This window comes from Argonema antarcticum A004/B2 (genome assembly GCF_023333585.1).
Classification (GTDB): Bacteria; Cyanobacteriota; Cyanobacteriia; order Cyanobacteriales; family Aerosakkonemataceae; genus Argonema; species Argonema antarcticum.
Window position 1 is genome coordinate 1 of the sequence record NZ_JAIQZN010000169.1, and the last position, 8,316, is coordinate 8,316.

The window sequence follows — 8,316 nt, forward strand, 5'->3', positions numbered from 1 at the left end:
GGAGAGTGGGAGAGTGGGAGAGTGGGAGAGTGGGAGAGTGGGAGAGTGGGAGAGTGGGAGAGTGGGAGAGTGGGAGAGTGAGAGAGTGGGAGAGTACGCCAAAAATCCTGTCCCTCATCCAAGCGCAAATCCCTATATACAAGCAAAGTCCCCCTGGGTGAGGATGCGAATCTCTATGTTTCGCACCATGAAGTTAAATCAAGTTTTTATGCGGGAATACTAAGATAGCAAAGTTCACCAAACAGGGGCAATATGATAAGTTACGTCAATTTAAGGAAAACTGGGACAGGCTGGGAATTTGAGAATGAAGCCGCCCTAGAAGATTTCGTTTGGGCTAATTTAACTCAGATCTTCGGATTAACGCCTCTGAAACGGCAACACACCGTTAAGGGTCAATTTTGTGACATCTTAGCACTGGGTGAGAATAAACAGTTAGTGGTGCTGGAGTTGAAAAATGTTGAAGATCGATATGTTGTTCAGCAGCTCACTCGTTATTATCATGCTTTGCGGGAGGAGATGCCTTTTAATGAGGAAGTGGACTATGAGCAACCTATTGGGTTAATTGCGATCGCACCAAGTTTTCATAGAGATAACTTTACAGATAGGAAGTATAACCACCTGTCTGTACAATTTTTACAGTTTCAAATTTTTGCAGATGGGGAAAAGTTTTATTTACAGTTAAAGGATGTGGATAGTAATAAAGTTTGGCAAGTAGAGATTTCTTATCAGGAAAGAGAAAGTAATTATGATAATATACCTGGGCCTCCCAGAGCGCTTCTTAATCTCTTATCTAAATTTTCAGATGCTGATAGTCAATTGTTATTGCGTATGCGGCAAAAAATACTTACCTTTGATAAACGAATGCAAGAAGAAGTTGAATCAGGAAGTATTAGCTATGGTAAAGGAAAGAGTAAACCATGTGCTGAAATCATGGGCAAAAAATCTACATATAGAAAGAATTTAATCATTCCACGCCTAATTTTATGGCTGCCCATTTCGCCGGATTTAAATAAAATTAATAGCTTTAACAGAATCGGTAGAATGATAATTTCGAGTAAATCGTTTCCCAGAAATTCATTTCTTAGTCATATCGATCAATATTCCTATGTTGCCTACAAACCAAAGGAGTCTCGTTCTCATTCTGCTAATCAGTATTGGAGCATTGAACAATACATCCGTTTATATTTGGGTACAGAAGAAGATGTATATCCTCCTTTGGGTGATATAGATTGTATTAATTTTTTAGTCGAACTAGCTTTAACCGAATGGCTTAAAAGACTTTAAAAATAATCCAGATGTGAGTATCTAGTATAATCATTGCAGCACTTCCCAATCTTCCAAAGCTACAGGCTCAGTTGGATCGTCATAGCGGTAGGGTTGCTTCCCACGCAAAGGATAGGGATTTGATTCCGGGTGATGGGGATGACGTTCTAAAACAATAACCTCAACAGCATCACCGACTTGAAAAGGCAAATCACTTAAGGTTAGAGTACCATTCTCGGTTAAAGTCGTTTCTAAACGATGTGTTTTCATAACCAGACTCTCACTTAATGTTAGTATTGAGTTAAAATGAGGAAAGGAAAAAGCATGAATTTGCAAGAACTAACGAACGAGGCATCCAAATTATCGGTAAGCGATCGCCTATTATTAGTGGAAGCGATCGTTCAGTCACTAAGTCGTGAAATCAGACCGTGCTTACCAGTGCCGCACGACATTGTGGAACAGATGAGTGGACTACACTAAGATTAATTATAAGTAGGTAGGCGTAAATAAACTGAACATCCAGAAACCCGGTTTCTTGGAGAAACCGGGTTTCTTGGGCTAGCAGTTTTACGTTTAATTATGCCCACTACTTAGAGGATACCGAAACTTCTGCTTAGTTAGCGATCGCAACCCTAAATCTAAAATCTAAAATTGGATCATGTCCCAAACAGTTTGGATCGCCCGCCACGGCAACCGTCTCGACTTCGTAAACCCCGATTGGTTCTTAAGCGCAGAACGCCGCTACGATCCTCCCCTTTCCGATGATGGCGTCATCCAAGCATATCAACTGGGGCAACGTCTCAAAGCAGAAAACATCGCCCATATCTTCGCTTCCCCCTTTCTGCGAACCGTGCAAACCGCCAACCAAGTGGCAGAAGCGCTGGATTTGCCAATCAAACTCGAACCGGGATTGAGCGAATGGTTAAATCCTAAGTGGATGGAATCGAATCCAGAAAAACTCTCCCTGGCACAATTGCACGAGCAATTTCCTAGAATTGACCTCTCGCACGCACCCAGAGGCGTTGCGGCTGAATATCCCGAAACAGGGGAAAAAGCAATGCAACGCTCCGGTGAAACTGCTAGACGCCTTGCAGATGAGTTTCCAGAAAGCATCCTGCTGGTGGGGCATGGCGCATCGGTGATCGGTACGACAATGGGATTGCTGGGTGTCACAACCGAACCGGAAATCAACGCGACCCTGTGCTGTTTGGTCAAAATCGTCCGTAGCGATCGAGAATGGGTGATGGAACTCAACGGGGATACTTCTCATTTGAACCAAACAGAGAAAGTTATCCGGTTCCATTAAATCACTCGATTTATTTCTGGCAGAGGATATCGGCAGTACCAAAACGGTTCTACGATCGTTTGGTTTGAGTAAGCAGGGTCGGGGATACCTCCGACTTGAGCGAAACTGAAAAAGTAATCCGTTCCCACTACATTTATGACATTGTTATTGGCAGGGGATATCGGCGGCACCAAGACTATTCTGCGATTGGTTGAACAGCCAGCAGAGGGATCGATGTATAGCTTGGATGAGGCGACTTATTCCAGTCGCGACTATCGAGATTTGGTGCCCATAGTGGAGGAATTTCTTGGGGCGGCTACCGAGCATTTGGGCTATACGCCCGTACCGCAAAAGGCTTGTTTTGCGATCGCAGGCCCTGTTGTCAACAATACCGCAAAACTGACTAATCTGGTTTGGTCACTCGACACCAAACGTTTGGAAGAAGAACTGGGAATAGCATCCATCAGTCTCATCAACGACTTTGCCGCCGTTGGTTATGGAGTTCTGGGACTAGCTGAATCAGACTTGCACACCTTGCAAATTGGCAAACCTCAGCCAGACGCCCCCATCGCCGTAATTGGTGCTGGGACGGGATTGGGACAAGGATTTTTAATCCCCAACGGAGACAGCTATCAGGTTTTTAGTTCGGAAGGCGGACACGCTGATTTTGCACCACGATCGGAGTTAGAATTCGAGCTATTAAAATATCTGCGAGATAAGCATAATATTGACCGAATTTCCGTCGAGAGAGTTATTTCCGGTCAAGGTATTGTGGCGATTTACCAGTTTTCAAGAGATCGGAAAATTGGATCTGAATCGCCAGAAATCGGGGAGATGATTAGAACTTGGGAACAAGAAGCTGGACAGACTGAGAAGACGGTCGATCCAGCAGCTGTCATTTCCAAAGCGGCTTTAGCAAAAAGCGATCGCCTCTCGGAACAGACGATGGAAATGTTTGTAGAAGCCTACGGTGCAGAAGCAGGTAATCTCGCTCTTAAACTTCTACCTTATGGCGGTCTTTATATTGCCGGTGGGATCGCTGCCAAAAATTTACCGCTGATGCTAGAAGGAAGTTTTATTCACGCTTTTACCAATAAAGGAAGAATGCGCTCGCTACTCCAAAAAGTGCCGTTACATATAATTTTGAATCCGCAAGTAGGACTGATCGGTGCTGCCATTTTCGCTGCCAGATTGTAAAGGAAACAACGCGAGAAACCTATGACTGCCGTGACCGTAAACTTGAATCCCGTTATCAAACTAACCGACGACCAATTTTATCAACTTTGTCGGTCAAATCCCGATGTTAAATTGGAACGCAACGAGCTAGGAGAACTAATTGTTATGCCGCCTACAGGTGGAGAAACTGGAAAACGTAATTCAGAAATGAATGCTGATTTTGTGATTTGGAATCGCCAAACTAAACTAGGTGAAGTATTCGATTCTTCAACTTGTTTCAAACTGCCCAATGGGGCCGATCGCTCCCCCGATGTTTCTTGGATAAGACAAGATAGATGGGATGCACTTACACCCGAAGAAAGAGAGAAATTTCCGCCAATTGCACCAGATTTTGTTTTAGAGTTAATGTCACCGACTGATACTTTAAAAGAAACGCAAGCTAAAATGCAAGAATATATGAAGAACGAAGTAAAACTCGGTTGGTTAATTAACAGAAAAACACGCAGAGTTGAAATTTATCGACAAGGACAAGCTGTAGAAGTACTGGAATCTCCGACAGAATTATCGGGAGAAGATATCTTACCTGGTTTTGTCCTCAATATGGAAATTGTTTGGGGATAAGGTGAAATTAAACATTAGCAATCGCCAAAACACCTATGACTGCCGTGACCGTAAACTTGAATCCTATTATCAAACTAACCGACGACCAATTTTATCAACTTTGTCGGTCAAATCCTGATGTTAAATTGGAACGCAACGAGCTAGGAGAACTAATTGTTATGCCGCCTACAGGTGGAGAAACTGGAAGATGTAATGCTGGAATTATTGTTGATTTCGGAATTTGGAATCGCCAAACTAAACTCGGTGAAGTATTCGATTCTTCAACTTGTTTCAAACTGCCCAATGGGGCCGATCGGTCTCCCGATGTTTCTTGGATAAGACAAGATAGATGGAATGCACTTACATCCGAAGAAAGAGAGAAATTTCCGCCAATTGCACCAGATTTTGTTTTAGAGTTAATGTCACCGACTGATACTTTAAAAGAAACGCAAGCTAAAATGCAAGAATATATGGAGAACGAAGTGAAACTCGGTTGGTTAATTAATAGAAAAACACGCAGAGTAGAAATTTATCGACAAGGACAAGCTGTAGAAGTACTGGAATCTCCGACAGAATTATCGGGAGAAGATATCTTACCTGGTTTTGTCCTCAATATGGAAATTGTTTGGGGATAAGGTGAAATTAAACATTAGCAATCGCCAAAACACCTATGACTGCCGTGACCGTAAACTTGAATCCTATTATCAAACTAACCGACGACCAATTTTATCAACTTTGTCGGTCAAATCCTGATGTTAAATTTGAACGCAACGAGCTAGGAGAACTAATTGTTATGCCGCCTACAGGTGGAGAAACTGGAAACCGCAATATTGAAATAGCGGGAGATTTCGTTATTTGGAATCGACAAACTAAGCTGGGAAAATTATTCGATTCCTCAACTTGTTTCAAACTACCAAACGGGGCCGATCGGTCTCCCGATGTTTCTTGGATAAGACAAGATAGATGGAATGCACTTACATCCGAAGAAAGAGAGAAATTTCCGCCAATTGCACCAGATTTTGTTTTAGAGTTAATGTCACCGACTGATACTTTAAAAGAAACGCAAGCTAAAATGCAAGAATATATGGAGAACGAAGTAAAACTCGGTTGGTTAATTAACCGAAAAACACGCCTAGTTGAAATTTATCGACAAGGACAAGCTGTAGAAGTGCTGGAATCTCCGACAGAATTATCGGGAGAAGATATCTTACCTGGTTTTGTTCTTAATATGCAAATTGTCTGGGGATAGAGCGATTCTTAGACTTATTGCAAAAATACGAATCTCTGAGTTTTTACCGCAGATGAAAGCAGATCAACAAGGATGTAGGCTCATCCTTCCCGAAGGGTAAGCAGATGAATCGGCTGACACGGCTACCGAAATCTTTGAACAGTAAGGGTTTGACCGATTTCGGTATTGTCTATGCTACCAGGCTCACTCGTGCCGTAGCGATCGCCTAATACCATACAATCTGCCAACAAATCAACCGTAGTAATATTGTGGTTTTTTAATACCAGTTCCCAGCAACTTTACTGTTGACTAATCAGCTTTGTTGCCTATTGTTGCAATAATTGCCTAACTATAGAATAATGCCATTTATCTAAAGTCCAGGAAAATCTAAAACTTCGTGCCATCCAACTTAGTCAAGTTAAACGCTTCTCCAAAAGCAGAATCTTCCGAAGATGGGGCTGAACTCCCATTTACCCTTCAGCAATTGAAATCTGCGATTCCCCCCGAATGTTTTCAGCCATCTGCCTGGAAATCACTTTCCTACTTTTTTCTGGATGTATCTGTAATTAGCCTTCTCTATGCAGTAGCTCATTACCTGGACTCCTGGTGGTTCTGGCCTGTATTCTGGCTAATGCAAGGAACCATGTTTTGGGCATTGTTTGTGGTGGGACACGACTGCGGTCACGGTTCATTTTCTAAAAGCAAATCGCTGAATAATTGGATTGGACATTTAGCTCATACTCCCATACTCGTTCCTTTCCACGGCTGGCGCATCAGCCACAGAACTCACCATCAAAATACTGGCAATATCGATACCGATGAAAGCTGGTATCCCGTGACCGAAAGCCAATATCGGCAGATGCCTTGGTATGAAAAACTGTTCCGCTTTGAGGTGTTGCTGATTGCCTATCCGCTATATCTGTTTAAACGTTCTCCTGGAAAAAAAGGCTCCCACTTTCTTCCTAATAGTCCTCTGTTTCGACCGACAGAAAAATGGGATGTAATTACCAGCACTGTATGCTGGACATTGATGGTAGGCTTTTTGGGCTACTTAACCTATCAATATGGCTGGTTGTTTCTGCTGAAATACTATTTCGGCCCGTATGTGGTTTTTGTAATGTGGCTGGATTTGGTAACTTTTCTGCACCATACAGAATCGGATATCCCCTGGTATCGCGGCAAAGACTGGTATTTTCTCAAAGGTGCCTTGTCTACAATTGACCGCAATTATGGGTTGATCAATAATATTCACCACAATATCGGCACTCATGTAGCTCATCACCTGTTTCTGAGCATTCCCCACTATCATTTGAAGACGGCTACTGAGGCGCTAAAACCGATTTTGGGGGATTACTATCGAGAATCTGGTGAGTCAATCCTGCGTTCTTTTGTGCGATCGTATCTTACCTGCCATTTTGTTTCAGATACGGGCGCAATAGTTTACTACCGCTCAAAACAAGATCTGAAAAAAGTTTAAACTTACACAGCTGATAAGTAGGTGGGCATAAATAAACTGAACACCCAGAAACCCGGTTTCTAATGGCCTGGAGTTTTACGTTTAATTATGCCCATCTACTTACTGCTTCTCTGGATTGAGCTTCAATTCGTCGTGCTTAGAACAGCAAAAGATCTACAGACAGGCCAATCTCGCTATGCTGTTAGATTGGATCTAAGACATTAGTTGTATTTGTCTGAAATTGCGTCTATGGCTGGACACAGTAAGTGGGCGAACATCAAGCGACAGAAGGCAAGAGTGGATGCTGTCAAGGGTAAAATTTTCGCCAAAATTTCGCGGCAAATGATTGTGGCTGCACGCACGGGGCTGCCAGACCCGGAGGCAAATTTTCAGCTGCGTACCGCGATCGACAAGGCGAAAGCAGCTGGAATTCCCAACGAGAACATCTCTAGAGCGATCGCAAAAGGTGCTGGTAATAGAGGCGATGGCGATAGTTGGTCAGCGATCCGCTACGAGGGTTATGGCCCCGGTGGCGTCGCGATCGTTATAGAAGCCCTCACAGATAATCGCAATCGCACAGCAGCCGAACTGCGAGAAGCTTTGAGCAAATACGGCGGGAATCTCGGTGAAACCGGCTGTGTTGGCTGGATGTTTGACCAAAAAGGCGTTTGCATTATCAGCGGTTCGGTTGATGAAGATGCCCTGTTGGAGGCATCCCTCGAAGGTGGGGCCGATTCCTACGAGTTGACGACAGATGAGGAGGAAGGTGAGGGTGCAGAGGTGTTTACCGATGTCGCCAACCTGGAAAACCTCAGCAAAACCTTAAAGGAAAAGGGTTTTGCAGTCAGCGAGTCAGAATTGCGTTGGATTCCCGGCAATACCCTGGAAGTTACAGATCCAATGCAGGCCCGATCGCTCCTAAAATTAATGGATGCCTTGGAAGAGTTGGATGATGTCCAAAACGTCACGGCTAACTTCGAGATGGCAGATGAGTTGATGTCCCTGAGTATGGCTTAGCCGATCCGAAAAGTAATATTTTCGGATTTTTAACCACAGATGAACACAGATGAACACAGATGAAGATGCAGATTTTCTGTAGGTAACACAGATAAATAAGATTTTTGGGATCAGCTTTTAGCCCGTAGATTTATTCACATCTTGCACCTTTCTCGAAAGCCCGCTAGGGGTTTAAATCTCCGGGCTAATAGCTCAAGTCCACGCTCAGTGGACTGGGTGTGGTCAAAACCCGTTGGTGATGTAGGGGACAAGGAGGACAAGGGGGACAAGGGGGACAAGGGGGACAAGGAG

At 43.6% G+C, this 8,316-nt stretch carries 10 protein-coding genes; 9 read left to right on the forward strand and 1 reads right to left on the reverse strand.

Features of this window, described 5'->3' with window-relative positions:
• Positions 1–252 precede the first annotated feature (252 nt).
• The gene (locus LAY57_RS34190) at positions 253–1,284 is read left to right on the forward strand and encodes an endonuclease NucS domain-containing protein (protein ID WP_249071700.1); all 1,032 of its coding nucleotides are present in this window, start codon (positions 253–255) and stop codon (positions 1,282–1,284) included.
• A 30-nt stretch (positions 1,285–1,314) separates the two neighbouring features.
• Here the strand turns inward: LAY57_RS34190 and LAY57_RS34195 are convergent, their stop codons facing one another.
• Positions 1,315–1,533, reverse strand: coding sequence for a hypothetical protein (locus LAY57_RS34195; RefSeq protein ID WP_249071702.1), 219 nt, complete (start codon positions 1,531–1,533; stop codon positions 1,315–1,317).
• Positions 1,534–1,587: 54 nt separating this feature from the next.
• Between LAY57_RS34195 and LAY57_RS34200 the strand changes: the two genes are divergently transcribed.
• The 8 genes from LAY57_RS34200 to LAY57_RS34235 all read left to right on the forward strand — a co-directional run bounded on the left by LAY57_RS34200 (position 1,588) and on the right by LAY57_RS34235 (position 8,025).
• A complete protein-coding gene (locus LAY57_RS34200; RefSeq protein WP_249071703.1) occupies positions 1,588–1,743 on the forward strand; it encodes an addiction module protein in 156 nt (51 codons plus the stop codon).
• Between the two features lie 178 nt (positions 1,744–1,921).
• A complete protein-coding gene (locus LAY57_RS34205) occupies positions 1,922–2,569 on the forward strand; it encodes a histidine phosphatase family protein (RefSeq protein WP_249071706.1) in 648 nt (215 codons plus the stop codon).
• A 135-nt stretch (positions 2,570–2,704) separates the two neighbouring features.
• Entirely contained in the window at positions 2,705–3,745 is a 1,041-nt protein-coding gene (locus LAY57_RS34210; RefSeq protein WP_249071708.1) for a glucokinase, read from the forward strand.
• Between the two features lie 21 nt (positions 3,746–3,766).
• Complete coding sequence (locus LAY57_RS34215) at positions 3,767–4,345, forward strand: Uma2 family endonuclease (protein WP_249071712.1); 579 nt, start codon at positions 3,767–3,769, stop codon at positions 4,343–4,345.
• Between the two features lie 35 nt (positions 4,346–4,380).
• Complete coding sequence (locus LAY57_RS34220; RefSeq protein ID WP_249071715.1) at positions 4,381–4,959, forward strand: Uma2 family endonuclease; 579 nt, start codon at positions 4,381–4,383, stop codon at positions 4,957–4,959.
• Between the two features lie 35 nt (positions 4,960–4,994).
• Entirely contained in the window at positions 4,995–5,573 is a 579-nt protein-coding gene (locus LAY57_RS34225; RefSeq protein WP_249071717.1) for a Uma2 family endonuclease, read from the forward strand.
• A gap of 376 nt (positions 5,574–5,949) precedes the next feature.
• Entirely contained in the window at positions 5,950–7,029 is a 1,080-nt protein-coding gene (locus tag LAY57_RS34230) for a DUF3474 domain-containing protein (protein ID WP_249071718.1), read from the forward strand.
• Between the two features lie 228 nt (positions 7,030–7,257).
• Positions 7,258–8,025 carry a YebC/PmpR family DNA-binding transcriptional regulator gene (locus LAY57_RS34235; RefSeq protein WP_249071720.1) on the forward strand — a complete coding sequence of 256 codons (768 nt, stop codon included), beginning with the start codon at positions 7,258–7,260 and terminating at the stop codon, positions 8,023–8,025.
• The last annotated feature ends 291 nt before the right edge of the window (positions 8,026–8,316 follow it).